Annotated in this window: 25 protein-coding genes, 1 tRNA gene and 1 riboswitch; of the genes, 4 read left to right on the top strand and 22 right to left on the bottom strand. The window is 45.8% G+C overall.

The genetic code is table 11. From position 1 onward, the window contains the following. Positions 1–106: 106 nt before the first annotated feature. The 9 genes from ACWI_RS08520 to ACWI_RS08480 form a co-directional block, all read right to left on the bottom strand. Positions 107–316: a (Fe-S)-binding protein gene (locus tag ACWI_RS08520; protein ID WP_070370994.1), complete on the bottom strand. Its 210-nt coding sequence runs from the start codon at positions 314–316 to the stop codon at positions 107–109. 103 nt (positions 317–419) lie between these two features. After that, a tRNA-Gln gene (locus ACWI_RS08515) sits at positions 420–494 on the bottom strand. Positions 495–587: 93 nt separating this feature from the next. Then, positions 588–1370: a TatD family hydrolase gene (locus tag ACWI_RS08510; RefSeq protein WP_070370993.1), complete on the bottom strand. Its 783-nt coding sequence runs from the start codon at positions 1368–1370 to the stop codon at positions 588–590. Beyond that, positions 1364–2698 carry a CCA tRNA nucleotidyltransferase gene (locus tag ACWI_RS08505; protein ID WP_175440921.1) on the bottom strand — a complete coding sequence of 445 codons (1335 nt, stop codon included), beginning with the start codon at positions 2696–2698 and terminating at the stop codon, positions 1364–1366. Before ACWI_RS08505 ends, ACWI_RS08510 begins: the two co-directional genes overlap by 7 nt. Then, complete coding sequence (locus ACWI_RS08500) at positions 2688–3266, bottom strand: HDIG domain-containing metalloprotein (RefSeq protein WP_070370991.1); 579 nt, start codon at positions 3264–3266, stop codon at positions 2688–2690. Before ACWI_RS08500 ends, ACWI_RS08505 begins: the two co-directional genes overlap by 11 nt. Then, positions 3263–3448, bottom strand: coding sequence for a hypothetical protein (locus ACWI_RS08495; protein ID WP_070370990.1), 186 nt, complete (start codon positions 3446–3448; stop codon positions 3263–3265). The genes ACWI_RS08500 and ACWI_RS08495 overlap by 4 nt, the downstream gene beginning before the upstream one ends. Before the next feature lie 68 nt (positions 3449–3516). Next, positions 3517–4326, bottom strand: coding sequence for an aminotransferase class IV (locus ACWI_RS08490; protein WP_070370989.1), 810 nt, complete (start codon positions 4324–4326; stop codon positions 3517–3519). 1 nt (position 4327) lies between these two features. Next, the gene (gene pabB, locus ACWI_RS08485; protein ID WP_070370988.1) at positions 4328–5698 is read right to left on the bottom strand and encodes an aminodeoxychorismate synthase component I; all 1371 of its coding nucleotides are present in this window, start codon (positions 5696–5698) and stop codon (positions 4328–4330) included. After that, positions 5692–6279 carry an anthranilate synthase component II gene (locus ACWI_RS08480; protein WP_070370987.1) on the bottom strand — a complete coding sequence of 196 codons (588 nt, stop codon included), beginning with the start codon at positions 6277–6279 and terminating at the stop codon, positions 5692–5694. The genes pabB and ACWI_RS08480 overlap by 7 nt, the downstream gene beginning before the upstream one ends. A gap of 255 nt (positions 6280–6534) precedes the next feature. Beyond that, positions 6535–6703, top strand: a riboswitch (cobalamin riboswitch). A gap of 115 nt (positions 6704–6818) precedes the next feature. Here ACWI_RS08480 and ACWI_RS08475 point away from each other — a divergent pair. Further along, positions 6819–7352, top strand: coding sequence for an ECF transporter S component (locus tag ACWI_RS08475; RefSeq protein ID WP_084633582.1), 534 nt, complete (start codon positions 6819–6821; stop codon positions 7350–7352). A 97-nt stretch (positions 7353–7449) separates the two neighbouring features. Beyond that, entirely contained in the window at positions 7450–8181 is a 732-nt protein-coding gene (locus tag ACWI_RS08470) for a hypothetical protein (RefSeq protein WP_070370986.1), read from the top strand. Between the two features lie 114 nt (positions 8182–8295). Here ACWI_RS08470 and ACWI_RS08465 read toward each other — a convergent pair whose 3' ends face one another. From ACWI_RS08465 to aroF, 3 genes are all read right to left on the bottom strand, one after another. Beyond that, positions 8296–8907 (bottom strand): FUSC family protein, encoded by a 612-nt coding sequence (locus tag ACWI_RS08465; protein ID WP_070370985.1) that lies wholly within the window; start codon positions 8905–8907, stop codon positions 8296–8298. Between the two features lie 175 nt (positions 8908–9082). Further along, positions 9083–9976 carry a prephenate dehydrogenase gene (locus ACWI_RS08460; RefSeq protein WP_070370984.1) on the bottom strand — a complete coding sequence of 298 codons (894 nt, stop codon included), beginning with the start codon at positions 9974–9976 and terminating at the stop codon, positions 9083–9085. Continuing rightward, entirely contained in the window at positions 9976–10986 is a 1011-nt protein-coding gene (gene aroF, locus ACWI_RS08455) for a 3-deoxy-7-phosphoheptulonate synthase (RefSeq protein ID WP_070370983.1), read from the bottom strand. The genes ACWI_RS08460 and aroF overlap by 1 nt, the downstream gene beginning before the upstream one ends. 596 nt (positions 10987–11582) lie before the next feature. On the opposite strand from aroF, the gene ACWI_RS08450 reads away from it, so the two are divergent. Both ACWI_RS08450 and metA read left to right on the top strand, forming a co-directional pair. Continuing rightward, positions 11583–12866 (top strand): O-acetylhomoserine aminocarboxypropyltransferase/cysteine synthase family protein, encoded by a 1284-nt coding sequence (locus ACWI_RS08450; protein WP_070370982.1) that lies wholly within the window; start codon positions 11583–11585, stop codon positions 12864–12866. Between the two features lie 29 nt (positions 12867–12895). Continuing rightward, positions 12896–13816 carry a homoserine O-acetyltransferase MetA gene (metA, locus tag ACWI_RS08445; protein WP_070370981.1) on the top strand — a complete coding sequence of 307 codons (921 nt, stop codon included), beginning with the start codon at positions 12896–12898 and terminating at the stop codon, positions 13814–13816. A gap of 40 nt (positions 13817–13856) precedes the next feature. Here the strand turns inward: metA and ACWI_RS08440 are convergent, their stop codons facing one another. The 10 genes from ACWI_RS08440 to ACWI_RS08395 form a co-directional block, all read right to left on the bottom strand. Further along, entirely contained in the window at positions 13857–14276 is a 420-nt protein-coding gene (locus ACWI_RS08440) for a hypothetical protein (protein ID WP_070370980.1), read from the bottom strand. A gap of 317 nt (positions 14277–14593) precedes the next feature. Next, entirely contained in the window at positions 14594–15880 is a 1287-nt protein-coding gene (gene mtnK / locus ACWI_RS08435) for an S-methyl-5-thioribose kinase (protein WP_070370979.1), read from the bottom strand. A 108-nt stretch (positions 15881–15988) separates the two neighbouring features. Next, the gene (locus ACWI_RS08430; RefSeq protein WP_070370978.1) at positions 15989–16762 is read right to left on the bottom strand and encodes an ABC transporter permease; all 774 of its coding nucleotides are present in this window, start codon (positions 16760–16762) and stop codon (positions 15989–15991) included. Then, positions 16762–17379, bottom strand: a complete 618-nt coding sequence (locus ACWI_RS08425; protein ID WP_070370977.1) for an ABC transporter ATP-binding protein — start codon at positions 17377–17379, stop codon at positions 16762–16764. The genes ACWI_RS08430 and ACWI_RS08425 overlap by 1 nt, the downstream gene beginning before the upstream one ends. Before the next feature lie 43 nt (positions 17380–17422). Beyond that, the gene (locus ACWI_RS08420; protein WP_070370976.1) at positions 17423–18247 is read right to left on the bottom strand and encodes a nitroreductase family protein; all 825 of its coding nucleotides are present in this window, start codon (positions 18245–18247) and stop codon (positions 17423–17425) included. A gap of 40 nt (positions 18248–18287) precedes the next feature. Continuing rightward, complete coding sequence (locus tag ACWI_RS08415) at positions 18288–19118, bottom strand: undecaprenyl-diphosphate phosphatase (RefSeq protein ID WP_070370975.1); 831 nt, start codon at positions 19116–19118, stop codon at positions 18288–18290. A gap of 228 nt (positions 19119–19346) precedes the next feature. Then, positions 19347–20594, bottom strand: a complete 1248-nt coding sequence (locus tag ACWI_RS08410; RefSeq protein ID WP_084633581.1) for a serpin family protein — start codon at positions 20592–20594, stop codon at positions 19347–19349. A gap of 60 nt (positions 20595–20654) precedes the next feature. Next, positions 20655–21230 (bottom strand): carbonic anhydrase, encoded by a 576-nt coding sequence (locus tag ACWI_RS08405; RefSeq protein ID WP_070370973.1) that lies wholly within the window; start codon positions 21228–21230, stop codon positions 20655–20657. A 133-nt stretch (positions 21231–21363) separates the two neighbouring features. Further along, a complete protein-coding gene (locus tag ACWI_RS08400) occupies positions 21364–23280 on the bottom strand; it encodes an HD domain-containing protein (RefSeq protein ID WP_084633580.1) in 1917 nt (638 codons plus the stop codon). Continuing rightward, positions 23273–26263 (bottom strand): response regulator, encoded by a 2991-nt coding sequence (locus tag ACWI_RS08395; protein WP_070370972.1) that lies wholly within the window; start codon positions 26261–26263, stop codon positions 23273–23275. Before ACWI_RS08395 ends, ACWI_RS08400 begins: the two co-directional genes overlap by 8 nt. Between the last annotated feature and the right edge of the window lie 111 nt (positions 26264–26374).

Raw genomic sequence — 26374 nt, 5'->3', positions numbered from 1 at the left:
AGGTCAATCTTCATCAGACGAGTCGGGATCATTTCTTTGTATCGATATTTAGATTATACTAAAAAAGATAAGAGCGGGCAAACAATGCTGATTGTTTGCCCGCTCTTTAGTCTCTGGTTACATCGATCAGTGTCTGAATTTCCTGGCGGTTTTTTTCATACTGGTCACCTCTAAGGGCTGAACAGCCGCCAATGTTCTTTTTACCCTGCAGCAGTTTTTCAGCAAAAGCCATACAGTTATTTTCACCACAATTTTTACAGTTGGTATGCGGCAAATACTCATAAATATCAAAAGCGCTGATTTTCTGATCCGTCATCTTGTTCTCCTGATTATTACTTTGTGCAACGGGTCTTTCCAGCTGCACAGATATAACAAAACCTGCTTTTTAAGGTATCTTAAAAAGCAGGTTAGCTTTCATTTGGCAGAGGTAGCAGGATTCGAACCTGCGAGTGATGGAGTCAGAGTCCATTGCCTTACCGCTTGGCGATACCCCTTTATTCATTTTCTGTCCCGAAGGTACGCTAAACATTTTATCTGAATTTACATTGATTGTCAAGGAAAATGAATAATTGATTTGCTTTTTTTATTTATTTCGTCTTTTCGCTGATACCAAACACTCTTTTGGCATTACAGGTGGTAATTTCGGCCACCTCTTCCACCGCCATCCCCCGGATCCGGGCAATTTCGGCCGCCACCAAACCCACATAGGCTGGCTCATTCCGTTTGCCGCGATGCGGGGTGGGTGTCAGATAGGGACTGTCGGTTTCGATCAGTAACCGCTCCAAGGGCATCATGGCGACGACTTCCGGCAGTTTCCGGGCGTTGCTGAAGGTCAGTGGCCCGGAAATCGATAGATGAAAGCCCATCTCCAGAAAGACCTTGGCCATTTCCACCGAGCCACTGTAGCTGTGCATGATGCCACCGTACTCCGGCGCAAAATATTCCTTTAAGATCCTAATCATATCCTCCATCGATTCCCGGTTATGAATCACAATCGGCAGCGCCACCGCTTTGGCGATGATCAGCTGGCGGATAAAGACCTCCTGCTGGACATCCCGGGGGGAATAGTCATAGTGGTAGTCCAGACCAATTTCGCCAATCGCCACCACCTTTTCTTTTTTTGCCCATTCCCTTAACAGAGCATCGTGTTTGTGAGCGTCGTAATCCTTGGCATCATGTGGATGAATCCCCACAGTGGCATAAACCATCGGGTATTTTTCACTCATGGCCACGGCCCGGAAGCTGGAGGCTTCATCCGCACCGGGATTAATGATCAACTCCACTCCGGCAGCCCGGGCGTTTTCCAGCACCGCTTCCCGGTCCTCGTTAAATTTCTGATCGTCAATATGAGCATGGCTGTCAATTAGCATTTGTGTATCTCCTTTGCTTTTTCCATTAAACTTTCTTTTTCGTTTTGATAAACTTCATCCATAACACCGGCCAGCAGACGGTTGAGAATCCGGCCGATTTCAGCCCCGTTGGTGATCCCCAGGCCAATCAGATCATGACCGTTAACAGCCAGATCTTTTAGTGAAAAGCAGGCCGCTTCGGCAATCACCTGATCCAGCAGCACTTCCAGTCTTTGCAGCGATGCCAACCGATCACGATACTCTGGCGCCTGGGCCAGGTTATCACCCCGCTTAATTGCAATCAGATCCCGAAACAGGGGCTCCGACAAACGGTTCAGCCACCGCTTGACACTCTTTTTATCAGACTCAATCAGGGTATCGTGGTATTTTATCAGCAGACAGACCGAATCAATAATACTTTTACGGATCCGCAGAGCAGTTAATCGCGCCCGGGCCATCGCTTCCGATACCTTGCTATGACCTTTAAAATGACCAACACCAGCTTCATCCCGGGTAAAGGTTGCAGGTTTTCCCAGATCGTGAAACAACATCGCCCAGCGCAACCGGGGCACCGGCGCCAAGGTTTCCATGGCCACCGCCGTATGGGTCAGGACATCATAGCAGTGGTGGGGATTCATCTGATCAAAGTTTTTAGCTGGCAACAGCTCCGGGATCACCACCCCCAGCACGGCGGTTTCTGCCAGGATGATTGCTTTGACATTTTTTCCACAGATCAGTTTATCCAGTTCAGCGGCAATCCGCTCGGCCGAAATATGACAAAGTTGTCCACAATTCTGCCGGATTGCCATGCCGGTTTCCATTTCCAGGGTAAAGCCCAGAACTGCGGCAAAACGCAGGCCCCGCAGAATCCGCAGGGCGTCCTCGGCCAGTCTCTGGTGCGGATCGCCAACACAGCGGATCATTTTATTCTTAATATCCTGACTGCCCGCAAACAGATCAATTAGACCTTTTTTAGGATGATAGGCCATCGCATTGATGGTAAAATCCCGCCGGGCCAGGTCATCGGCCAGATTTCGGGTAAATGCTACCGTATCCGGACGGCGATTGTCCGAATAATCACCTTCAATCCGATGGGTGGTTATTTCAATCGCCATTCCTTCAATCATGACGGTTACGGTACCGTGGCGGATGCCTGTTTCAACGACCCGATGGTCAGAAAAACAGGCGATAATTTCATCTGGGGTGGCGTCGGTGGTCATATCAAAGTCCGTCGGCGGGGTGCCCAGCAGAAAATCCCGGACACAGCCGCCCACCAGATATCCACAGAATCCACAGCTTTCCAGTTGTTTAAAGGCCTTTTCTACCGCAACCGGGAGATTAAGCTTCATTACTTCCCAGGCCGATCTCATCGGCCACGGCCCGCATACCCAGAATCGTTTCCTGCATCAGCTCGTCCAGCGAATAACCGGCCATTTCGGCGCCTTTGGTAACCACCTCCCGATTAACCCCGGCGGCAAAACTGGCAGTTTTAAATTTCTTTTTCACCGATTTCAGTTCCAGATCATTAACGCTTTTGGATGGCCGCATATAGGCACAGGCAGTAATCAGTCCGGCCAGCTCATCGGTTGCATAGAGAATTTTTTCCATCTGGTGGGTGGGCTCAACGTCAGCGCAAAGACCAAAGCCATGGCTGACCACACTATTGATAAAAGCGCGCTCGTAATCGTTCGCTTCCAGAATTTCGACCACTTTAACACAGTGCTGATCGGGGTACTTTTCATAATCCAGATCATGCAGCAGTCCGACAATGCCCCAGTACTCCGGATCTTCCCCTTCCAGTCTGGCAAAATGTTCCATCACCCCCGAAACCGCCAGGCCATGATTAACCAGAGATTCACTTTCATTATATTCTTTTAATAATGCCAGTGCTTTTTCACGATCCAATTGTGTACTCATTTTATCACCTCATGCTTTTTAAAATTAATTGATAACTTGCCATTTTCCAATGCCAAAACAACCATTGCCTTGGTTTTGCTATTTACTTCGCTTATTAAAGGTATTTTAACACAGTTTTCGTCCAATCGACAAAAGCTGGCACAAATTATTAGGCTTTTTTCATCAACAAAAAGCCCTGCCATGAATTTTTCTCTCCATGGCAAGGCTGGTGCTTAATTTCGTTAATTAATCATTCAAACTCTACAACTTCTCAACGCTGCCCCCAGGCTTGTTGAAATAACCCATCAATCCGGGCGGTCAGGGTTTCCGGGCCAATCCTGTAGCATCGTTCATCAACCTGATTCACCGACATGATTTCCATTAGTGAATTGGTGATAAAAACTTCATCAGCTGCCAGCAATTGATCCTTAGGATAATAACCCTCGGCAATCGGGATGTGATTAGCTTTTAGCAGCTCGATCACCCGGTTGCGGACAATCCCGGCCAACAGCCCGCAATCTCTTGCCGGGGTGTAGACGGTTCCGTTTTTGATCAAAAAGAGATTGGTCATACAGCCTTCGGCCAGATGGCCCTGGGTGTTATAAAAAATGGCTTCGCTAAAACCGCGAGCCTTGGCCTCATTTAAAATCAGCAGATTCTCGAGATAATTGTTGGACTTAATGCTCACCAGCCGGGATGTTTCATTGCGGATCGTATCACTGGTGCAAATCTTTAGACCCTGCTCAAACATCTGGCGGGTATAATGGTTTTCCCGGGCCGTAATCAGCAGGTTATCGGCGGTTAACCCCTTACTGAGGGTGACCCGCAGACCGCCGCGCTCCATCGCATTTTTGGCGATGATCTGCTGACACTCGCTCCGGATCTGCTCAGGATGAATGGTCAGCTTCAGGCCCATCACCAGGGCACTCTGCTTAAGCCGCTCCATATGATCATTAAAGAAAACCAGATTGCCCTGGGCCACGTTGATGGTTTCAAACACCCCATAGCCATAAAGAAAGCCCTGATCCAGAGGTATCTGGGGTTTCTTGGAAATTTCCCCGTTATAACAGACGTAATCCATTTTAATATCGTTTCAACGCATCCATCAGGGCGCGACCCTTATCGAAGGTTTCCTGATACTCAGACTCGTTGTCGGAATCCCAGACGATTCCGCCGCCGACCTGAAAATAGCCTTTGCCATCCTTACAGACAATCGTCCGGATGACAATATTCAGATCCAGATCACCGTTAAAACCAATATAGCCAATCGAACCGGTATAAATGTTTCGCTGGGTCGGCTCCAGTTCATCAATAATCTCCATCGCCCGAATCTTTGGTGCCCCGGTAATTGAACCGCCAGGGAAGGTCGCCTTAACACAGTCAATGGCATCCAATTCGTCCTTCAGTTCGGCCTTCACTGTGGAGACCAGGTGAAAAACGGTCTGATATTCTTCCAGCTTAAACAATTCCGGTACCTTGACGGTGCCGGTTTTGGCAATTTTACCGAGATCATTCCGTTCCAGATCGACAATCATCAATAGCTCGGCTTTGTCCTTTTCACTGTTGACCAGGGTCTCACGATTGGCCGCATCTTCTGCCGGAGTTTTGCCCCGGGGCATGGTGCCCTTGATCGGTCGGGTTTCAATGTTTTTTCCCTGAACCAGAATAAAACGCTCCGGCGAACTGGAGACAATCTGACCGACCCCAAAATCGATATAGCTGGCAAAGGGAGCCGGGTTGATTTTTCTAAGTTCACTGTATAATTCCAATGGGCTTAACTGTAAATCAGCATTAAAGCGCTGAGTCAGATTGGTCTGGTAAATATCTCCAGCTAAAATATATTCATGCACCGCATCCAGGGCTTTTAGATATTCCGGTTTGGTAAAATTACCCCGGAATTCGACATTTTCATTGATTTTAAAGTCCGAACGAATGGCGACCTTGGGATCACCGGCAAATCGAGCGGCTAAGCGGCTGACAATATCGGCTTCGTTTTCTTCAATCCCCAGAGCCGCCGCATAGGTTTTTTCTTCTTTATGATCGATAATCACAATGCCATCGTAAAAGCCCATAAAACAATCCGGGACATTAACATCATCCACTGCCGTCCGGGGGAAGGCTTCCAGATGATGACAAAGATCATAGCCAAAATAACCGACCGCCCCGCCAATAAACGGAAACGGCGATGAATAATCCATTTTATACTGTTTTAATAGTTTTTGCAGTTCATCAAAAGGATCGCCAGTAACCGTTTTCGTCTCCGTCTTGGTTTTAATGGTGATGTCTTTATCCTTGCTGGTAAAGACCAGCAGCGGATCCCCGCCGATAAATGAATAACGTCCCAAGCTGTCCGGGTCTCTCCCGCTGTCGAGGAAGAAACTGTAGGGCTCATCCTTAAATAAAAGATAGCTTTCAAAACTTGTTAGGTCGGTTTTTATTTCTTGTATTAGCATCGCACACCATTTTCTTTTGTCGCTTGAAAAAAGTTATCCAGTAATTCCATGCCCATTTCGGTGAGAATCGCTTCAGGATGAAACTGCACCCCTTCGATATGATAATCCTTATGGCGCATCCCCATAATCTCATTTTGATCGGTTCTGGCGGTAATCTCAAAAAAATCGGGAATATCCCGGTTTTCCACCACCAGAGAATGGTAGCGCGTCACCTTCAGGGGATTATTAAGACCGTCAAAGACTCCGACATTGTCATGGGCAATGGCATGAACCTTGCCATGCACTGGCTCCAGCGCTTTGGTAATCGTACAGCCAAAGGCCTGACCAATGATCTGATGTCCCAGACAAATTCCCAGAATCGGGATTTGTCCCTTAAAACGGTGAACCACATCCAGACAGATGCCGGATTCGTTGGGGGTACATGGCCCCGGCGATAAAACAATCATCGACGGTGCCATCGCAGCAATCTCGTCGAGAGTGATTTTATCATTTCTTTTTACGATCACCGTTTCATTGAGTCCCTCCAGATACTGGACTAAATTATAGGTGAAAGAATCATAGTTGTCGATCATTAGAATCAATTTTTATACCTCATAGTATTAATCATTTTGAGCTGTATTGTATCATACTCCAAGGGTTTTAGACAATGAATTATAGCTGGAATATTTGGCGATAATTTTCGGTTGGTCCGGTTTTTTCGGGTTTGATTTACACCAGAATTTACCCCCAATCCCGAAATTCTTAATTCCCGCTTTGCTTTTTTTACTTACAATGATTACTAGCCCCGGACAATTTCAATTTGACAAAGCGATTCCCGATGTGCTATTATTCTTCCAAGTAAATAAAGCTTTTTTGGTGCCTTGTAAAAGGAGAATAGGGAAACAGGTTAAAATCCTGTAGGGACCCACCACTGTATCGTTGAGCACTTGTCATCACCACCTCACGGGAAGGGACAATACTGCGATGAAACGGACTCAGGAGACCTGCCAAAAATGATTCCATTTGGACGACGGTAAAGTTCACATCTGTATTGGATGTGGGCTTTTTTGTTTGGCACCGGAATCGGTTCGTCTTTTCTTTGGCCATCAAATGCTTTATAATAAAAATCAAGGAGTTCGTTATGAAAATCAACACCCGACAATTAGTTTTTATGGCACTTTTAATTGCCCTTTCTTTTGTAGGCGCCCAGTTAAAAGTTTTTGGCACCATTGCCTTTGATTCACTACCGGCTTTTTTAGGCACCCTGCTGATGGGACCTGTGGCGGGCGCAATTATTGCGATTATTGGTCATCTTTTAACCGCCCTTACCTCGGGATTCCCGATGACCCTACCGGTTCACCTGGCCATTGGCCTGGGAATGGGGTTAATCATGGTAGCCACTTGGTATACTTATGTTTTTGTTAAAAAGGCCAGTAGCGAAATTGTCGCTCTGATTGTCAGCGTTATCGTTGCCGCCGTCTGTAACGGCCCGATCCTTTTGTTACTGTGTTCGCCGCTACTGATTCCAATGTTAACCTGGCCTGGAGTTATCGCAATGATGTTTCCCCTGGCGCTGGTCGGCGGCATCAACGCTCTGATTGCCGCTCTGATCTTTAAAGCCTTACCACTGTCAGTTAAAAATCAGGTCGCTTCGGTAACCTCAACCCAGGTTTAACTGGCTAGTGTTTACCCTACTGCCGCTATTACCAAATGACTCACCAAGCCCAGGACACTTTCACTATTAGCAAACCAATCCCCCAAAGGAGGATCTGATGAAAACTTATCAATATCGTGACCTGTCGGTCCTTGAGCTTCCCGATACCCTCCTGGTCACGGCCTGTGACAGCAGTGGTGGTGTCGGAGAGAAGCCCGGGGACGAATTGTGTGTTCCTACAAAATATATTTCGATTTTTGCCGCCCGGGTCTGTCTTTTTGAGCTGCTATCCTGCGGCACCGAGATTATCAGTCTTTCCAACACCATCGTCGGTGAAATGGAGCCCACTGGCGCTGCCCTGATCCAGGGAATTAAGGAAGAACTGGCGCGGGCTGGCATCGGGGAACTACCCATTAACGGTTCAACTGAAGAAAATTTCAAAACCTGTATGACCGGCTTTGGCATTTTTGTTGTGGGCATCGCCAAGCGATTACGAATCACCCCCTCTGCACCCGGGGATTTAGTGATCTGCATTGGCAAACCCAAATTCGGGGCCGCTCTTGTTCTCGAAGGTGATCCGGAAATCGCCGATTATCAGGATCTTAAAACCTTAACCGAAAATCCCGCTGTTAATGAGATTGTCCCCTGCGGCTCCAAGGGAATTTTATACGAAGCCACCAATCTTGCCGCCATTCATCAGTACCAATTTGAAGCGATGCCCAATAATCTGAATGTAGTGGATTCTGCCGGTCCGGCCACCACCGTAATTGCCAGTATCAAACCTTTTGCCTTACCCGAACTGGCGGCGGTCTTCAACGCAAAACTGACGGTAATCGGTCATCTTAAATAATTTTTTTTACTAAAAAAAGACCACCTGGTATTCGGGTGGTCTCTTTTTTAAGGGGAGGGGTAATTATATTTTAGTTTGTCCAGACGTCACAAAAATCCAGAATAAACGTAAAACCTATGGTTTGAATAGCATATACAAAAAACTTGATACTTTAAACTTCTGATGGTCATTACCCGGTTTTTCTGCCTCGGTGACCAGCTCTTTTTCTGTTTCTGATCCCTCATCAGCTGACTTTTCGTCGCATTCCGGAACCTTGATAAAACGATTGATTAAAAACGCCACAATGATCCCAAATGCTGTTTCCAGCAGCCTTAACATTGCCAGCATGTAGCTGCCAGCGTCCTGGGGATAGGTGGTCATGACACTGAGAAACATCACACAGGTAATAACAATGGCACCTGCTTTATGAAAATTATTACATAGATAGATCAGTAACATAATACCCAGCGGAATAATAGCCACATAGGCAAATTCATAAGGAATTAAGTTAGCGGCAAAAATGCCCAGCAGTCCCGCTGCTCCACCAAAGATGGTTCCCAATATCCGATTCCAACCAGTTTCGATGGAATTTTCAATGCTCGGCCCCATGGTAAGCACCGCTGCAATTGCAGCAAACAGTGGATTAAACTCCGGTCCCATTATTGCAAATACCACCACACAGATGAATACTGCCAGCACCGTTTTTATGTTTCTCATACCAAGGGATGGCAGATGACATAATTTCATGATCTTTTTGCTCCAATTATTTATTTAACTTTTACCCTCTTCGTTTTGTTCCCACTAAAAATTATGATTTCAAATGTTTCTTTACCTAGAGTATACTCCCATATTTAATTAAGTCAATAGCGTAATCATTTTCAGGCTGATGTAATAGTTTTCACAGCGCATCTCTTAAGCAAACTCACAGATTTTTTAAGCTTTTCGCCGCCCGAATCTCCCCCATGGCAATGCGTTTTTCCCGTACTGATTGAAGTCGATCAATCAATTCTTCCTTTTCATCCAAACGGATCATGTCTTTCATGGCAGCCAGGCTGGTCTCAAATTTCTCAATCTGATCAAGCAAATTTTTACGGTTGCACATAAACAATTCCGTCCACATGGGGGCATTGATCATGGCAATCCGGGTCAGATCACCAAAGCTGCCGCCCTCAAAATCAGTAATCGACAGATCATCCTCACAATCAACCAGGGCCGCCGCAATCACATGGCAAAGCTGGGAGGTGAAGGCTATTTTCTGGTCGTGAATTTCGGTGGTGGTTTCAACAATATGATTAAAACCCAGATCCGTAACAATGTCCCGGATCAACCCAATATTCTCCGGCTGATTGGAGGGTAAGGGGGTCAAAATATAATTCCGGTTCTTAAAGATCCGATCATCGGCCCCGCCGAAGCCTTCTTTTTCACTGCCGGCCATCGGGTGTCCGGGAATATAATCGATATCTTTGCGCAATAGATTGCCGAGGTTTTTAAAGACCACTTCTTTGACCCCGATAATATCCGTGACAATCGCCCCCGGCTTGAAGTCTTCCATGTACAGGGCTAAAAAAGCCAGGGTGTCCATTGGGGTCAGGCAGATAAACACCAGATCGCATTGGGGCAGCATTTTTTGAAGCCCCGCTGAGTCCCAGACCCCTTGATCAATCACGCCCTGATCCAAGGCCTTTTTAATCACCGACGGGTTTAAATCATGAGCCCAGATTTCTCGGGGCCCCTGCTTCCTGAGTCCCATGGCCAAAGCCCCACCCATCAGACCCAGGCCGATAAAGCCAACGATGGAATCTTCACGTTTTTTCATTACATCACCTTGTTCTCAAATTCGGCGTATTTTTTGACCGTGATCATAATTTTATGGAATTGTTCCGGGGTAATCGACTGTTCGCCGTCACACAGGGCTTCTTCCGGATTGTTATGAACCTCAATCATCACCCCATCGGCACCGGCAGCGATGGCGGCCTTGGTCAATGCTTCAACCGTCCAGGACAGCCCGGTGGCATGACTGGGGTCAATAATAATCGGTAAGTGACTCTTTTGCTTGAGCACCGGAATACAGCTGATGTCCAGGGTATTTCGGGTGGCGGTTTCAAAGGTGCGAATGCCCCGTTCGCAGAGAATTACCTTATCATTGCCCTCCTTCATGATGTATTCAGCCGACATCAGGAATTCCTGCATCGTCGATGACATCCCCCGTTTAAGTAAGATCGGCTTGTCAATTTTTCCCAATTCCCGGAGCAAATCAAAATTCTGCATGTTTCTGGCACCTACCTGAATAATATCGACATCTTCAAAAGCTTGCAAATGCTCCAGCGACATCAGTTCGCTAACAATTGGCAATCCGGTTTCTTTTCTGGCGATCTTAAGTAACTCCAATCCTTCATATCCCAAGCCCTGAAACGCATAGGGTGAGGTTCGTGGCTTGAAAGCTCCGCCCCGCAAAAAGGTTGCTCCGGAAGCTTTGACACTTCTGGCAATCGCTACAACCTGTTCTTCGCTCTCCACCGAACAGGGGCCAGCCATCACACTGATTGTCCCTTCACCGATTTTTCGGCCCTTGACGTTAATGATGGTATCATCGGGATGAAAGAGACGATTGGCTTTTTTATAGGGTTCCTGAACTCTAAGTACATTTTCTACAATACGGTTTGAACGGATTTTTTCCACATCTGCCAAGGTTGTATCCCCTACTATTCCTAGAATGGTGTGATCCACACCTTTTGAGTAATGAATGTTTAATCCCTGTGTTTCAATCATCTTGATTAACCTCTGAATATCTTCTTCTTTGGTGTTGGGTTTAACAACTATTATCATTTTCTTCCTCCATTAATTTACGAACTGATCACTCGGCCCCATTTTTATCTTCTGTGCACCGAAGACCACCAGAAAGCGCCTTACTGATTTCTGGTGATTCGCAGTCAGCATCCAAATTGCCAGCATGATCTTTGGCCTTTGACTTGCGAAAAAAAAGGAGACTTCCTAAGAAGCCTCCTAAAAATCAACTTTTATTCAATACACCGGTATCGCTAAAAATTTCTCATGGGTTGGGATTCTCAAAGGAACTTAATTGATTGTACGCAAAATAACCAAAGCTAAAAAACCAATAGCTTTGGGTGTTAACGTAATAATATTCATTTAAGTTTCTTCTTAACTCTGCCATGATATTCCTCTCAGGACACCTTACAACAAAGAAAATGAACTTTTCCACAACCTTGTTGACCTGTAACGTGTATTTTGGTTTATTATAGACCTAATTTTTATCAATGTCAAATAAATAGTGATTAAAAACGTGTTAATTTTTCATTCTTTGCTTTACATATTGACAAGATCTGGTTATTTATGTTATATTGCTTATAATTCCTACTGGAATGATATGTAATTTATTAATAATGATATAAGGAGATACGATTATGAAGGATACCCGAAAATTTGAAACGCTCCAACTCCATGGCGGTCAAAGCCCTGATCCCACCACCCATGCGGTGGCGGTTCCCATTTATCAGACCACCTCTTATGTTTTTGACAACAGCGAACACGCCCAAAGGCTATTTGGCCTGGAAGAACCGGGCAATATCTATACCCGGATTATGAATCCCACCACCAGTGTGCTAGAAGAACGGATGGCGCTTTTAGAAGGCGGCGTCGGTGCCCTGGCCTTTGCTTCCGGCTCGGCAGCCATTACTGCCACCATTCTCAATATCGCCGGTACCGGAGATGAACTGGTGGCCGCATCCACCCTTTATGGTGGTACCTACAATCTCTTAAGCGCCACCCTGCCCCGGCTCGGCATTACAACGACCTTTGTTAACCCGGATGACCCTGAGAATTTCCGCACTGCCATCAATGAAAATACCAAGGCCATCTATATCGAATCACTGGGGAATCCGGCTATTAATATTGTTGATGTCAAAGCCGTGGCCCAGATCGCCCACGATAACGGATTGCCACTGATCGTCGACAACACCTTTGCCACCCCCTACTTATTTAGGCCACTGGATTTTGGTGCTGACATCGTGGTTTATTCGGCGACCAAATTTATCGGCGGACACGGCACCACCATCGGCGGCATCATCGTTGACGGCGGCAGCTTTGACTGGGCTGGCAGCGGCCGCTTCCCGCTGTTTACCACCCCCGATGCCAGCTATCACGGCATTACCTACGCCACCGACATTGGTGCTGCGGCCTTTATTGTCAAAGCCCGGGTTCAGTTGCTCCGGGATACCGGTGCCTGCATCAGTCCCTTTAATGCCTTTCTACTGTTACAGGGTCTGGAAACCCTGTCGTTGCGCCTGGATCGGCATCTTGAAAACACTCAGAAAGTGGTCTCTTACTTGACCAACCACCCTCAGGTTTCCTGGGTTAACTATCCGTCGCTTTCTGATAATCCATATAAGTCTCTTTCTGACGAATACTTCAAAAAAGGCCCTGGTTCGATCTTCACCTTTGGCATCAAAGGCGGCATCGCCGCCGCCCGTAAATTTATTGATAGCCTGACCCTGTTTACCCATCTGGCCAACGTTGCCGATGCCAAATCGCTGGTGATTCATCCCGCCACCACCACCCATCAGCAATTGTCTGGTGATGACCTGATTGCTGCCGGTGTTACTGAAGATATGATCCGATTGTCGATTGGACTGGAACACAGTGACGACATTCTGGCTGATCTCGATCAGGCCTTTTCTCAGGCGCTTTAGTTTTTAATCAATCACCCGGAGGTGAACCAATGCCGATAAAAATACCCACTAATCTGCCCGCCAGCCAGATTCTGACCAATGAAAACATCTTCGTGATGGATGCTGACCGGGCCAGTCATCAGGATATCCGGCCCTTAAAAATTGCCATTCTCAATCTGATGCCGACTAAAATCACCACTGAAACCCAGCTGTTGCGGCTTTTAGGAAATACACCGCTGCAAATTGAGGTAACCCTACTGCAAACAAAAACCTATGAAAGTAAAAACACCCCGTCCGAACATCTGGGCTCTTTCTATTGTTATTTTGAAGATATCAAAGAGCAGCGGTTTGATGGCCTGATTATTACCGGCGCCCCGATTGAAACCCTGCAATTTGAAGCGGTAGACTACTGGGACGAGCTCACCGAGATTATGGACTGGAGCAAAACCAATGTCTTTTCCACCCTGCATATCTGTTGGGGTGCCCAGGCCGGACTCTATTATCATTATGGAATTGAGAAGTATTTGTTGCCCGAAAAAGCCTTTGGTGTTTTTGAACACCACCTGGAACAGGCCTATGTCAAACTCTTTCGGGGCTTTGACGATACCTTCTATGTGCCCCATTCCCGACACACCGGAATCCGCCGGGAACTACTTGAGGCCCATCCCGATCTGGAAATCATGGCGGCATCCCCTGAATCCGGGGTCTATATTGTCATGGCCCAAAACGGTCGCCAGATTTTTGTCACCGGCCACAGCGAATACGACCCCCTAACCCTAAAGGGTGAATATGACCGTGATGTTTCCCAGGGTAAACCAATCAATATTCCCATCAACTACTACCCCAATGACGACCCGACTCAGCCACCGGTGGTGCGCTGGCGGGGCCATGCCAACCTGCTGTTTAGCAACTGGCTGAATTACTACGTTTATCAGGAAACACCGTTTGAATTATCTAACGCAGCCTTTTAAGGGCATTATAAAAGCGCAGGCGACCTGCGCTTTTATTTTTTTACTTAACCGTAAATTCAGTAACCGTATCGGGATCTTCCCGGTCATCAATATAAATTTCAACAGCATAATTGCCTGGTGTGGTGACTAGCTCAGCGGGAAGGATTCCCCATAGAGGTGCATCGCTGACATCACCGTTATTGATGGTCACAGAATCGACTACCTGATCTTCCAGATACCAGATAAAGGTAATATCGGTATCATCCGGGGCGTTGTGGAGTTCCGCTGCTACATAAACGTCGGTATTGACTGGAAATGAAGTGACTTCATCAATCGGCAATGAACTGTCATCTACCCCGGTTGTCATCACTGCATTGCTGACGTTGGCTGATGTTGCGCTGCAGCTGGCCCCCATCAAAAGAACCGAAACCATCATAATCGTTATGGCCACAAGATAAAGTGTTAATTTATTTTTTTTCATGACTTTTTCCTCCTGAATGATAATTTTACGCGAATAGCTGGAATCCCCTTTCTGCCTGTTATCCTAAATTCTTAACTGCAGCTTGACCGGCTAATTTACTTGCAACCGATTTCAGACATGCTTTCAGTTACTCATCCGGCTTTTTATAACCCCTTGTTTCTCTTAGCCCTCCTTTTTTTATAAAAAAGATTTCCGTTCGTTCCAACCTATTTTCGTATTCTTATTCTACCACATTTCCGTAAAAATAAACATTCCCCTGCCGACATTTCAGCAAACAAAAAACTCAAGCCAAAAATCGCTTGAGTTTATGATTCCTTCTAATTTGCCTGGCCGCTTTTACTGCGGTTCTTTAACGCCTTCATCACATCAAAATAGCGGTAGGTAATGGTTTCGATTAAGGAAATGATGTCTTCTACCGATTCCATTTCTTCCCGTTTCATAACCAACGCATCAGCAATCAGCAACGACAGACGTCTTGCACAGTTGCGGCTGACCGGGTTTTTAATCACATCAAAATCCGGCAGTGGCACAATGTTACCGACACGACTGATAATCTGGCAACCAGCGAAACCGCAGACCTCTTTGATGTAGGTACGTAACAGCTCATCGCGATATTCGGTATACTCACGATACATTGGTTTAGCATCCTGATCCCAGCTTGCACAGTAAACCCGCTGATACTCGCTGATGAAATCGCGGATGTAGCCCAGTATTTCCTGACGATAGGCTTTCCGAGACGATTTGGTTCCTTCATCATGGTGGAACCAGGCAATATATTCATAGATCAGGTTCCCCAACAGATAGCCGCTATCAGATGAGGACGGCCCCATGAAGGGATATTCCATGTCAATGATCTTCATTTCATTTTCGTCAATCATAATGTTGGAGGTATGCAGATCGCCATGCACCAGACACTCACTCTTTTTCATGAAAATGCCCCGCAGCTTCAGGAGCTCAACCCGCAGTTCCCGTTTTTCCCAGAGCAGATCACTCATCACCAGATGATTGGGATCTCCCGGCGGTAAATCGACTTCCCCCTCAATAAAAGATTCCCGCAGGAACAAAATGGTTTCCATAATCACCCGCATTTCCGGGTTCATAAATTTACATGCCAGTACCTTGTGGGCAACCTGATCCAGATAGATCTCAGAGGTATAAAAATTCGATTTGGCCAAAAATTCACCCATCTGTTGGGGGAATTTAGGAAATCGTTTCCCCTTGGTCAATTCAAAACGCATAATTTTCAGGCGTCCGCAGTCTTCATAAATAAAAAGATTATTGTCTGGATCAAGGTGATACATTTCCGGCAGATATTCCGGAGTGATAGCCGTTCTTAACTTGATCATTTCCGATTCCAGCTGGTTGCGCTTGGCCGTCAGCGGAGCCCCTTCGCCAAATAGTTTCAGGTAGGGTTTGGCCTGTTTGAGAATAACCGATCGCCCTGTTTCATCCCATACCCGATAGATGTGATTGACAAAACCATCGCCGTCGTCTTCGCCGCCGCCAACTTCATAAACTTCAAGTTTGGCCGCAGCTGGAAAAATATCCGTATTTGCTTTGATGTACTCAATGACGGTACTGGGTGTTAAATCTTTATAGGACATCTGCTACCTCGCATTTTTAAACGAATTCAATATTTTATAGTTTATCACGTTGCGAGGGCGAAATAAATGAACTAATTATTTGACTAATGGGAATTTTTTGCATCGATTCTACCGGATTAACCGATCATAGTCATCAAAGGCCTGCTTCCGGGTTAATAAAATCGAGAAATGAATGCCGAAATAACGGGAAATCAGAATCGCACCCATGATCACAATCTGGTAGACAATGGCTGTCATCGGCATCGAACCGCCAAGAATCTGGCCCGTCATCATGCCGGGCAGGGATACCAGACCAATAGTTTCGGTGGAAGCAATGATGGGGTTCATACAGGCAATAACGGCTTCTTTATACCAGGGCAGGGTGGCTTCCCACTGATTGGCGGCTAAAGCCAGCCGATACTGATAGAGCCGTTCATTTTGCCTTAAGCCATTGTAAAAAGTATTGATGCCGATAATGTTGCCGCTGAGGCTGTTGCCCAGCAGCATTCCCATCAGGGGAATATAATACTGGGCGTCAAAGATGTTGTCCAGGCCGATGACAAATTGATTGATAAAGAGAATCATCCCCAGGTTGGGCAGACCAAAGCCGATGACAATCGGTAATAACTGTTTTTTGACGGTTAATCCACAGGTTTTAACGGTGGATAAACCGGCCGCCCCAATCATAAATAAAACATAAGCCGAGTTTACCCAGAGGTTGTTGAACAAGAAGATGTACTGCAGAAAAAAGCCCACCAGCACCAGCTGGATGGTCATCCGGAAGAGGGCATAAATCGTCCGTTTATTAAGGCCGATTCCCAGTTTAAAATTGATAATGGCCATCGGCAGCACAAAAATCAGCAGATAAAAAGGGGTATAAAAGGGTATTTCCTGAACGCCCATTACCAGCTCACCTCCCGGAGTCTCTGATTTTTATAAATATCGTCGTGGGAGACCACTAAAATGGTTTTGTCGTAGCTTAAAAGCAGCTCCACCATTTTTTTCTTCAGCTCCTGATCCAGACCGGTGGTAATTTCATCAAGAATCCAGATCTCCCGATCCAGCAGAATCCCCAGAACCAGGGCCAGCCGTTGCCGTTCGCCGCCGGAAAGGGCATCGATGTTTTTCTCGAGGGTATCTTCCGGCAGGGACATGGTTTTAAGCCAGTCCCGTAAAACCGTTTCCTGATAACTTAAATGACGGTTGACCGGAAAATTAAAAACGCTCGCGAAAACTTCACTGACTATTCCCCTGGGAATATCAGCATCCTGACTCACATAAGCAATTTTGCGGCGAATGTCATGAACCGTTTTCCCGGTCAGCCGCATCCCGTCAACCAGGATTTCCCCGGCTTCCGGTACCACAAAACCCAGCAGCATTTTAACCAGACTGGTCTTGCCCCGGCCGGACGGCGCACAGAGCAGAACCTTTTCCTGACGCTCAATTTCCAGATTAAAACCGGAAAAGATCGTCCGCTGATCATAGTTTAAGAAAATATTCCGAAATTCCAGATAGGCCATCTTTTACCTCATTTTAAACGCTGTTACACTCCGGCTGATCGCCTTATCGCCAGGATACTACCGGCTTCTTTCGGGGCACGGTGCGCTGATAAGAGACCTTGGGATAGCCCATCACCTGACAGGCAATCACTTGTTTGTTGGTCTCTTCAATCCCCAGAAAACGTCTTATTTTTTCGCTGTTGGCCGCAGCCCGGACAAAAAAGCCACTGTAGAACATTCCCAGTCCTTGGGCATGGGTCATCAGTTCCATCGACGATGCAGCCAGGCCACCATCAATGGGTGATTCCGAGACGATAATCACAACGGCTTGGGCATTAAAAAACAAATCGGTGGTTTTTTGCGGATTTGCCAGATAGCCTTCATACATCTGCAGCCACCGCTCCGCATAATAGGCAATCAGCGGTGGGGTCTTTTCCCTATCGGCCAGCAGCACTTTTCCCAGATTGTTAAGGCTTTCCAGGGCCAGTCCGGTCAACTCTGAAAGTTGATCCTGAACCACCACAAAAGACACCGGCTGACGGTTTCCGCCAGTTGGGGTAAATCGGCCAGCCTCAATAATCGTCTCCAGTTTTTCTTTTTCGATGGGCTGGTCTTTAAACTGTCGGACCGACCGCCTAAATTTAATGAAATTCAGCAGATTTTCCGGTTCGATGTCAAAGCTGGCGGCTTCATATTCCTTCACTTCGCTCATGTCGTAGTCGCTGATGCTGACGGCATTTACCGGACAGATGGCGATACAATGGCCGCATTTAATACAGGTTTTGTTAAGGACTTTGGCCTTGTCCGCTTCAATCACCAGATCCCGAGTAAAGCAATCTTCAACACATGCGCCACAACCAATACATTTTTCCTGATCAATCTTAATCATTTTTTCTTCCTTTCAACATCAAATGCCATTTCAAATTATCCTAATTACCGGTGATAAAGAAATAGAACAACACGATGACACCCAGTACAATGCGGTACCAGCCGAAAATTTTAAAATCATGCTTTTTAATATAGGTCATCAGAAATTTAATGGCCAATATGGAAGTAATAAAGGCCGAGATCATTCCTACTAATAATATTACCACTTCCCAAAGGGTAAAGGCAAAACCAAATTTAATCAGTTTTAATAAACTGATCCCGAACATGACTGGAACGGCCATAAAAAAGGTAAATTCGGCAGCCACCGTTCGGGATGTCCCCAAAATCATCCCCCCCAGAATGGTTACCCCGGATCGAGATGTCCCCGGTACAATCGATAAAGCCTGAAAGGCACCAATCTGCAGGGCCCGTTTATAACTGAGTTCCGATAACTTGACAATCTCCGGTTTACGCTTTTTGTTGTAATTTTCAATCACAATAAAAAGAATCCCATAGAGAATCAGCATCGCTGCCACAACGATTGAATTCATAAAATAGGTATCGAAGAGACTATCCAGCAGCAAATAGGCCAGGATTCCCGGAATACAAGCCACCGCAATTTTTGACCAGAGGATGACCGTGTTTTTACGGATCATTATTTTTTTATCTTTAAATGAAAACGGCACCAGTTTATGCCAATAGATATAAACCACTGCCAGAATGGCGCCCAACTGAACGACGTATAAAAACATTTCAATGAACGGGTCGGACATATTCAGTTTTATAAAATCATCCACTAATATCATATGCCCAGTGCTGCTGATTGGCAGCCACTCGGTTACACCTTCCACAATCCCCAGAAAGATTGCCTTTAAAATTTCTACAAACCCCATTTTTTCCTCTCTCTTGCCTGTAATTTTAAGTCGCTTTGTCTCGAAGACCGATCCGATTGCGATCACATCTCCTTGAAACAAAAAATAAACTCATATCATTTAGTTTACTTTTTTATGCCCGAAATTACAATGTTTTTATGGAATAATGCTGAAAACAGACCGGAATCTTAAATAAAACCAAAGAAAAAAAACCGGTGCTATCAGTCATAATAACACCGGAATTAATTATTATTTACTTGGGTCAAACACCGTTCCCATAAAAACAATGGCTCCGGTTTTGCTGTCCTGAATGACATAGAAAAATGGTCGGTCGAATTTAAGTTCAAAATCATAGGCAGGCATGCTGGTAACGCTGATTTCCACCGAGGTCACGGCGGCGGCTTCGGTACCGGCCTCATCTACCTGAACAAAGGTCTTGTGCTTAACATCGCTGATATAAATATCAGCTGCGGTGTCGGTTGCTGCCATTCCTGAAAAATCCGCTTTTCCCGGTTGGAAAGCAACTCCCATCCCCAGATCCGTTAAGGCCTGGTTCAATGAATTTTCATATTCCAAAGTAAACTTCGGCAGCATCAGGCTGCCCTCTTTTTTTTCAAAAAGACTCATCCAGTTTGACCAGTTATCCTGATTGAGCTGCTGCTGGAAGTCACTCAGGCTGGAATCTTCGTTGGGTAAAAATAACACCATGGCCATCTGCTCATTTTCACCATAGGGAAGCCGCAAGGCCTGAAAACTGGCTGTTTTTAAATAGTCAAAGGAACCGGTCTGGTACATTGTCGGCACCGTCACGCTCTGTCCATCAGCCAGAGTAAAACTCTGATCGCTGGTAAGATCCTTTTCAAAAGGACTGCTCCAGGCTCCTTTAAAATAGACGGCATTTATCAAAAACATGATCGTTTCCGGGTCAATGGGCGGGGTAACAATCTGATCAATATTGCCCTGAGTTTCATCTTTAACCCATTTGTTAATGACATCGGCCGACTTGGGATCAGCAAAATCCAATTTTTGGGCATCCGCCTGATAATCTTGCTTCACGGTTTTGACAAACGCTTCTGAAAATTTAAAGTCTTCCCTCATCCAGATCGAATTGGCAATATTTAAGGTCAGCTTGGGGTCTGTCGAGGTTAAAAAATACAACAGGGCCTGATTGTTTTCGTTTAGACGGTCACCATCAATGCCCTGAATATTTAAGGCTTTTGCCATCGCCTCCCGGGTTTCTCCGGTTGCGCCATTATAGGCCATTTCCATGGCCAGGGAGATGCCAACAGGTGAGATCATGCTGTTTTTCTTTTCCGTTGCCAGCTTTTTATAGAGATTGAATCCAAAGTCATTGGTCTTTTCAACCAAGGATGTGTCAAACGAATTCAACACCTCTGTCGATGGTTTTGATATCTCGTTTTTTTTGCAACCAGAGCCCATAAATAACAGAGCCGCCATTCCAAACACGCCCATCAGTATTAGCAGTTTTCGTTTCATCTTGGTCTCCTTTTTCTTTAACCCCACTGGCACACCATAACTACGTTTTACTTTAAGCGATTACCCGAAAAACTCCACGACTCCCGATTCCAGATTGTATTTTGCACCCAAAACCCTGACCTCGCCCGCATTGATTCGTTCATTAATGGCCTCACTTTGAAGAATTCTCTTAATGCTATTATCAATGTTAAGGTTTTCACATGTAGCAACATTTTCCTCGCCTACAATGGCTGGTTGTATTTCTTCCACAATCGATGTAATATACCCGTGACCATGCCCCTGCATGGCGGCAGCCACTGCCCCACAGTGATTATGCCCCAGCACCAACACTACGGATGTCCCCAAATGACCAACGGCATATTCAATACTGCCCAGTTCAAAATCACCAATCACATTGCCAGCCGTTCGAATCACAAACAACTCACCGATTCCAGCCGAAAAAATATGTTCCGGCGGCACCCGGGAATCCGAACAGGTCACAACTACCGCATCGGGTTTCTGACCCGCTTCCACATTTTTGCTTCGTACCTTTGGAGAAACATCACCAGGGTTTTTTTCCGCTGTCACAAAGACCTGATTCCCCTGTTGTAACTTCTTTATTACCGCTTCAATGACATCCTGTTTTTTTTCACACATAGCAAACCTCTTTTCAAATTTAGTCGTGATTTATATATTTCATTGAGTGATCTACTCAATGGAGGTTATCGACGCACTTGCTTAAAACCCTGCCTGGAGTTTTATCGTATCAACAATCGCCATTGAGTATTTTTTAATCAATCACTTGGGCGGGATACTCATTTAAAACTTTTTCGATAAAGACATTGGCGACTTCCGGATCAAACTGACTGCCAGCACATTTTTTTATTTCAGCCACCGCCTCATGAACACTCAACCCTTTACGATAAGCCCGGTCACAGGTCATCGCATCAAAGGCATCCGCCACCCCGATAATCCGAGCCTGGATTGAGATTTCTTCCCCCATCAGTTGTTTCGGGTAACCTTTTCCATCCCAGCGTTCCTGATGCTCCAGTACGTATCTGGCCAACTCTGAAAATTCGCTGGATGAACTTAAAATCCGATAGCCAATTTCAGGATGTCGTTGGATTTTTTTCCATTCGTCCGGATTCAGTCCCCCAGGTTTATTGAGTATTTTTTCATCGATCCCCATTTTTCCAATGTCATGAATTAATCCGGCGGCCTTTACCTGACTGATATCATCCTGATCAAAATTCATTTTTGCTGCGATTTTTTCGCAGATTTCACTGACTCGCTGAGAATGCAGCATTTCACGGCTGCTTTTTTCATAAAGCGTATTCATAATCAAATCGATGGTTCTGTTTTTAATGCTGGCACTTTCATAGAGTTTGTGACGATACATGTTATCTTCAGCGTTCTTTAGCACCTCCTGAATAGTCTGGTGACTTTCGGTTTTGGTTTCATAGCCAAACGAAATCGAGAAATCAATGTTTCCAACGGATTGTTCCAGTGCTGCGACTTTCATCCGTTTGACAATTTTTGCCGTTTGATCCTCATCCGTCTGGGGTAGCAGTACAATGAATTCATCCCCACTAAGCCGGGCCACCACGTCCTGATTCCGGCACTCTGCCTGGATGATCCCGGCCACTTTTTTTAGCAACTCATCACCCAAGGCATGCCCAAACGATTCATTAACCAGCTTTAAACCATTGACATCAGAAATAACCAGACTCAGCGGCAGATTTTCATCCCGATCAATGTTAATCAGGGCTTCTTCATAATAGCGGCGATTGTAAACCCCGGTGAGATAATCATGATTGCTTAAGTAGCGGATCTTTTCTTCGGTCTGTTTTCTTTCGGTAATGTCGGAAATAATCACCGCCACCTGCTGGGGCTCTGGGGAATAAGCCACCACTTCAAAGTATTTTGCAAACTGCTCAAAATACATTTCATAGCGCATTGATGCGCCTGTTTTGATTAGTTGCGCATATTTTTCAACCAGAAAATTCGTTGAATCGGGCATGATTTCTGATAGGGTTTTCCCCAGAATATCCTGACTTTTTAATCCGGTCAGCCGTTCAAAGCTGGGGTTAACATACAAAAAGTTGCAATCTACTGGTTTCCCATTATGATCGACCAGAACCTCATGTACGGCCAGGCCCTGCTCCATCTGAGTAATCAGTCGGCGGTTTCTTTCTTCACTGATTTTAAGGCTGTTAAGCAGTTCCATGGTCTTGATATGGGCGGCCTTCAGGGCCGCCGTTTTTTCTTCCACCATCTGGGTCAAGCGGCCTTGTTCGTCCTGCTTTTGACGGTTGGCGGCTTTTATTTTGACCATCGCCCGGAGTTGGGCAGTCAATTCTGATTCATCGATGGGTTTGGCTAAAAATGCTTCCGCACCAGACTCAAGCGCCAGAATACGATGCTCCCGATCCCCTTTAATGGCGGTGACAAAAACAACTGGAATTTCTTTTGTCTGAGGATCGCTCTTAAGTCTTTGACATACTTCAAAGCCATCCATTTCCGGCATCACAATGTCCAGTAGAATGACATCGGGATCTTCTGCCCCGGCAATCGCAATCCCCTCGATTCCGGTGGTGGCTGTCAGCACCCTGGCTTCGGAAAAGGCTTCCCGGATCAGTGCCCGCATGGTGATCAGATTATCCTGATTATCATCAATTGCTAAAAATTTCAATTGTCTATCAGCCATAGAGTACCTCCCGTATTACTTTTAAAAACTCCCGTTCAATGATCGGTTTTGGGATAAAGGCATCAAAGCCCTGGGCTAAAATTCCTTCCCGATCCTGGGTCATGGCACTGGCGGTTAACGCAATGATCGGGATCTTCTCCAATCCCGGCACGGCCCGAATCGCTTTAAAGGCCTGGACCCCATCAATTCCCGGTAGGGCAATATCCATCAAAATCAGATCGGGAACAAACTGTTTGGCCATCTCAATACTCTCCTGACCATCGGCTGCTTCCAACACCCGAAAATGATCGCTTAGCAAAGCTTTCACCGTGATCATATTGTCCGGGTTATCTTCCACCGCCAGCACCAATGGCTTACGCTGATCCGTCCGGGGTTTCCGGGGCTTAATCTCTTTTTTATGCGTTACCGGATAAAGCATGGAATCGATGGCTTTTTTGAGTTCATCCCGGTTGACATCACCTTTTTGAATCAATTGATGAATGTTATTTCTAGTCAGACAGTTGAGCTCATCCTGGGTAATATGCTTAGCAGTCAGAATCAGCACCGGTACATGCGCTGTCGCTTCAGCTTCCCGGAGGGTCTGAAGCAGTTCAAATCCATCAATTCCCGGCATCATCAAATCCAGAACCATGGCATCCGGAATCACTTCTTCCATGATTTCAAACGCTTCTTGGGCATTCCGGGCTACCTTAATCGTATGGCCGCTTTCAGCCAGCAAATCTCTAATCTGAATCACCGCCGGTTCGCTATCCTCAACCATCAACAGGGTTTTGCTTGAGGGATCTGCTGAAGGTTTTCCGGACAATTGGGGTGCTGATATACTCGTTGCTGATTGACCGCTTCCCCGTTGTCCTTGATAGGCGGGTTCTCCTACCTTTTTATCCGGTGCGTAATTCATCGGTAGTGACAAAATAAATTCAGATCCCTCATTGACCACGCTTTTCACACGAACGGTTCCCCCTAACAGGTGGGCATATTTTTGTGCAATGGCCAACCCCAGCCCGGTGCCCCCAAACTTACGGGAAGTACTACCATCTCCCTGTCTGAACTCATCAAAAATATAGGGCAGATAGTTTTCATCAATTCCGATGCCGGTGTCAGTAACCCGAATCTCTATGTTTTCGTCATCTTGACCAATGAATAACTCGACCTGACCCTGCTCGGTGAATTTAACCGCATTGCCAGCCAGGTTTTCCAGAATATGACGGCACTTATCGCTGTCACTGTTAATATAAACGGCCGTGTTGCCCGATCCGTTACGACAGATCACATTTTTCTCACGGGCCTGAGGTGCCAGCATTTCCACCACCTCATCGATCAATTGGTTAATATTAAAGGTGGTGATTTCAACCTCTTCACGACCCGCCTCGATCCGGGAAATGTCCAGAATATCATTTATCAGTGCCAACAGATTTTTACCATTCCGTTCGATGACTTCAAGATAGCTGTATTCTTCTTCGGGAATCTCATTTTTAAGGCGCCGGTTTAAAATTCCGGATAGGGCAATGACCGAGTTAAGCGGTGTCCGCAATTCATGACTCATATTGGATAAAAAGTTCGTTTTAAGTTGGTTCGCCTCATTGAGTTCTTTTTTCTGCATTTCCAACTCGATGTTCTGATGAATGAGTTCCACCGACTGTTCTTCCATTTCATTCTTCTGCGCATCCAGCTCCCGATTCTGATGTTCCAACTTCTGGGAAAAGGCTTTGATGGTACGATAGGCTAAAATCCCTTCAATTCGGGCACTCATGGTGCTAATGGTCTTTTCGATAAAATCAATGGCTTTTTGATTGTATTTTCCGATGGCGGCCAGGGACACCACAGCAATAACCTCACCGCCAAAAATAATCGGAATGGTGATAATTTCCCGGGGCATAAACTTCCCACTGACCGTATAAAAGACAAATCGAGAATCCTCCGGGATATCCTTGATATGGGTGTAATGACCACTGGCAAGCGATGCTCCGAATTCTCCTTCCAGGGTGTCTCCGGCAAACGCCGCCCGGCCTATTTCATCCAATCCGATTGATTCAAAATGCTCAAATTGATTCGTATCGGCGTTTCTCAGATAAACCGCCGCCACCTGGGAATCGGTATAGCGGGACAGGGTATTGAGGGTCTTTCTAAAGAAAATTTGGGCATCTTCTTCAGCTAGCATAATTTTAATAAAATTGGCTGTTCGTTCATTCAGCTCCAGGTTTTTTTGAATGTCATCAGCCAGCGTATTAAAAGAAGCCGATAGGATCCCAAATTCATTCGTGTAAGCATAAACACTTCGGGCATTGTGATTTCCGTTTTGAAATTCATCCGTTGTTCGGGTGAGCTCATTTAACGGTTCCTGAATATTTCGAAGTAAAAGAACGCTTATCAATACGGATAACACCATAATGATTAATACAATCATGACTAATTGCAGTTTTATTCGGCTATATAAGTCCGTTGTGCCCTGATAGAGTTCATCGGCTTTATTACTGGCGAAATTTTCTACCACTGCCATTTTTTCAGTTAAGGTCTCCCGATAGACTCCCACCTTTTCACCCGGCAGCAGACTTTTTCGGGCGGTTTCCAGGTCTCCGGCCAGAGCATTTGCCACGATATCGGCCCGGGCCGTTTCCCAGTTGATGTAAGCATTATAGGCCGCATCCACATCCTGTTTAGGCCCTAGATAAAGCTCCCGCAAAATATCAAATTGGATCTGGATATCGGCATCATATTGCTGCATCACTTCAATGGCGCTATTACGTTCTTCCTGGGTATTGGCCAAGAGCAGATCTCTAACGCCCACCCGCATACTCAAAATGTCCGCATCCAGCCGATCAATTGCCCGGGTAACCTTAAAGGGGTGGTCATACATGGTTTCTGCCTGATTTACAATGGTATTGGTTTGCATATAAACCAAAATCCCCAATAAAATAACAAAAAATATGATACTCACAAAACCAATCGCAAGCTGAGTCTTTACTTTTAAATTTTTAATGTTCATCTTTTCTCCCGGAACCATGACTATGAGGTGCAACAATTTTGACAACACCGCACAATGGTAGTTAGTCTTTCTTTTGTGCAAAAGAATTTTGGTATTATATTCTGTTCATCC

This window comes from Acetobacterium wieringae, assembly GCF_001766835.1.
GTDB lineage: Bacteria > Bacillota > Clostridia > Eubacteriales > Eubacteriaceae > Acetobacterium > Acetobacterium wieringae.
This window is presented reverse-complemented; position numbering and strand designations above follow the sequence as displayed.

Excerpts from the sequence above, each read along its gene's own strand:
- ACWI_RS08520 (WP_070370994.1), bottom strand. The coding sequence starts at position 316 with ATGACGGATCAGAAAATCAGCGCTTTTGATATTTATGAGTATTTGCCG.
- ACWI_RS08510 (WP_070370993.1), bottom strand. The coding sequence starts at position 1,370 with ATGCTAATTGACAGCCATGCTCATATTGACGATCAGAAATTTAACGAG.
- ACWI_RS08505 (WP_175440921.1), bottom strand. The coding sequence starts at position 2,698 with ATGAAGCTTAATCTCCCGGTTGCGGTAGAAAAGGCCTTTAAACAACTG.
- ACWI_RS08500 (WP_070370991.1), bottom strand. The coding sequence starts at position 3,266 with ATGAGTACACAATTGGATCGTGAAAAAGCACTGGCATTATTAAAAGAA.
- ACWI_RS08495 (WP_070370990.1), bottom strand. The coding sequence starts at position 3,448 with ATGGCAGGGCTTTTTGTTGATGAAAAAAGCCTAATAATTTGTGCCAGC.
- ACWI_RS08490 (WP_070370989.1), bottom strand. The coding sequence starts at position 4,326 with ATGGATTACGTCTGTTATAACGGGGAAATTTCCAAGAAACCCCAGATA.
- pabB (WP_070370988.1), bottom strand. The coding sequence starts at position 5,698 with ATGCTAATACAAGAAATAAAAACCGACCTAACAAGTTTTGAAAGCTAT.
- ACWI_RS08475 (WP_084633582.1), top strand. The coding sequence starts at position 6,819 with ATGAAAATCAACACCCGACAATTAGTTTTTATGGCACTTTTAATTGCC.
- ACWI_RS08470 (WP_070370986.1), top strand. The coding sequence starts at position 7,450 with ATGAAAACTTATCAATATCGTGACCTGTCGGTCCTTGAGCTTCCCGAT.
- ACWI_RS08465 (WP_070370985.1), bottom strand. The coding sequence starts at position 8,907 with ATGAAATTATGTCATCTGCCATCCCTTGGTATGAGAAACATAAAAACG.
- ACWI_RS08460 (WP_070370984.1), bottom strand. The coding sequence starts at position 9,976 with ATGAAAAAACGTGAAGATTCCATCGTTGGCTTTATCGGCCTGGGTCTG.
- aroF (WP_070370983.1), bottom strand. The coding sequence starts at position 10,986 with ATGATAATAGTTGTTAAACCCAACACCAAAGAAGAAGATATTCAGAGG.
- ACWI_RS08450 (WP_070370982.1), top strand. The coding sequence starts at position 11,583 with ATGAAGGATACCCGAAAATTTGAAACGCTCCAACTCCATGGCGGTCAA.
- metA (WP_070370981.1), top strand. The coding sequence starts at position 12,896 with ATGCCGATAAAAATACCCACTAATCTGCCCGCCAGCCAGATTCTGACC.
- ACWI_RS08440 (WP_070370980.1), bottom strand. The coding sequence starts at position 14,276 with ATGAAAAAAAATAAATTAACACTTTATCTTGTGGCCATAACGATTATG.
- mtnK (WP_070370979.1), bottom strand. The coding sequence starts at position 15,880 with ATGTCCTATAAAGATTTAACACCCAGTACCGTCATTGAGTACATCAAA.
- ACWI_RS08430 (WP_070370978.1), bottom strand. The coding sequence starts at position 16,762 with ATGGGCGTTCAGGAAATACCCTTTTATACCCCTTTTTATCTGCTGATT.
- ACWI_RS08425 (WP_070370977.1), bottom strand. The coding sequence starts at position 17,379 with ATGGCCTATCTGGAATTTCGGAATATTTTCTTAAACTATGATCAGCGG.
- ACWI_RS08420 (WP_070370976.1), bottom strand. The coding sequence starts at position 18,247 with ATGATTAAGATTGATCAGGAAAAATGTATTGGTTGTGGCGCATGTGTT.
- ACWI_RS08415 (WP_070370975.1), bottom strand. The coding sequence starts at position 19,118 with ATGGGGTTTGTAGAAATTTTAAAGGCAATCTTTCTGGGGATTGTGGAA.
- ACWI_RS08410 (WP_084633581.1), bottom strand. The coding sequence starts at position 20,594 with ATGAAACGAAAACTGCTAATACTGATGGGCGTGTTTGGAATGGCGGCT.
- ACWI_RS08405 (WP_070370973.1), bottom strand. The coding sequence starts at position 21,230 with ATGTGTGAAAAAAAACAGGATGTCATTGAAGCGGTAATAAAGAAGTTA.
- ACWI_RS08400 (WP_084633580.1), bottom strand. The coding sequence starts at position 23,280 with ATGGCTGATAGACAATTGAAATTTTTAGCAATTGATGATAATCAGGAT.
- ACWI_RS08395 (WP_070370972.1), bottom strand. The coding sequence starts at position 26,263 with ATGAACATTAAAAATTTAAAAGTAAAGACTCAGCTTGCGATTGGTTTT.